General features: G+C 29.9%; 3 protein-coding genes. 2 read left to right on the top strand and 1 reads right to left on the bottom strand.

Annotated elements, in window-relative coordinates; all coding sequences use genetic code 11:
- Window positions 1–121 (bottom strand): transposase (locus A9G44_RS09700; protein WP_257006598.1); only part of this gene is annotated, 121 nt, incomplete at its 3' end.
- A 317-nt stretch (window positions 122–438) separates the two neighbouring features.
- Between A9G44_RS09700 and A9G44_RS09695 the strand changes: the two genes are divergently transcribed.
- Together A9G44_RS09695 and A9G44_RS09690 are read left to right on the top strand one after the other, a co-directional pair.
- Window positions 439–645 carry a hypothetical protein gene (locus A9G44_RS09695; RefSeq protein ID WP_065608869.1) on the top strand — a complete coding sequence of 69 codons (207 nt, stop codon included), beginning with the start codon at window positions 439–441 and terminating at the stop codon, window positions 643–645.
- A 266-nt stretch (window positions 646–911) separates the two neighbouring features.
- Window positions 912–1343 (top strand): hypothetical protein, encoded by a 432-nt coding sequence (locus A9G44_RS09690; RefSeq protein WP_034910507.1) that lies wholly within the window; start codon window positions 912–914, stop codon window positions 1341–1343.
- The last annotated feature ends 73 nt before the right edge of the window (window positions 1344–1416 follow it).

Genomic DNA, 1416 nt, shown 5'->3' with positions numbered 1-1416 from the left:
CCCGCCATTTATAAAAAGTTGAATTACCCATGCCATATGTACGGCAGAGTTCCTTGACAGGAATACCTGCTTCAGCTTCTTTTAAAATAGCGACGATTTGATGTTCAGTCATTTTTTTCATAATTAAATCCCCTTTTACTTTTATCATAGATAATTTTCTACTTTTTTGCTGTACTATTTTAGGGGATAGTTACACAACTTGTTTGATTTCTATTTCAGATATATCTGTAGAATTAGAAATATTAACCAACAGCTTGGCAACTGATAAATAAAAATTCAATAAAATCAATGCTGTACCTGATGATTTTTATATCACCTAAAAAGACTTGTTTATTGAGCAATTTTTAAAAAACTACACTTGCTTTTTTCTTAAATCAGCGTTTAGATATAACAGTGATAAGCATTGGGTTTGTCACTAATTTATTAGGAGGACTTATAATGGTACAAAAATTTTCTCCATATGGTAGTGATGTTTCGTCTGGCACTTATAAGTGCGCTGACTGTGGCTATATTTATTCTAACCAAAGTAAGAAATCGTTACCTCCTTGCCCTGATTATAATAAAAAACCGCACAGCAAAAATGGTTGGTATATTATGTCTGGACAGGGTGATTCAGTTAAAGATCCTCATCCACATAAAAAGTAATTTTATTCAGTTAATGCTATTAAAAGGTAGCCAATATGGTTACCTTTTTTGATTGTATCGATTTAAAATGATATTTTTGAGTTGTCAGCAATTAATTGTGACGTATGTATAACAATATGACTATTAAGCATAAATATCAATTCTTTCATATGGTTGTTTTATAAACCGCTTATTTTGTTGTGAATTTATTTGATTTGTTTTTCATTTAGATGTTTTTTATAATAAAATCAATATGACTATTAAATCTAAAAGTAAGGAATATTGAAGTGAAAAAGCTAATGAAATTGGCAGTGTTACTTTCTGCTCTTTTTACAATTTCGAATGCATATAGTGCTGAATTACCACCATCAGCAAACATAACTAAAGCTTTTGCCGATAGTGCAAAAAGGTCGATATTAGGTGAAGGTGGCGAATTTCCGGTTAAAGTGGATGCGGGTTATGAAATAACTAACATTTTTGGTAACCTTAATAATATTGTTTTTGAATATAATATGCCGACCGATAGCCAAAGTGTATCAATAGTAGACATTACAGAAAATATCAGGCTTGGGCTTAATGCTCAATTTTGTAATAAGCAAGACGTGATTGAAGTATTACGTGCTTATGATATTCGGTTTTTATTTCGTTTTCAATTCAATGATGATCGTAATGTGCCAGCAACGTTATCAATAGATGAAATTTGTAAAGAACAAAAATAAATAGGTTAAATTTATAGCTATTATTGACACCTTATTTTGATATTATTATGTATAAAATGATTTTATAAGGCTT

Origin of the sequence: Gilliamella sp. Occ4-3, from assembly GCF_001690675.1 — a bacterium.
Lineage (GTDB): Bacteria > Pseudomonadota > Gammaproteobacteria > Enterobacterales > Orbaceae > Gilliamella > Gilliamella bombi.
Note: the sequence above shows the minus strand (reverse complement) of the source record. Positions and strands in the feature narration are given on the sequence as shown.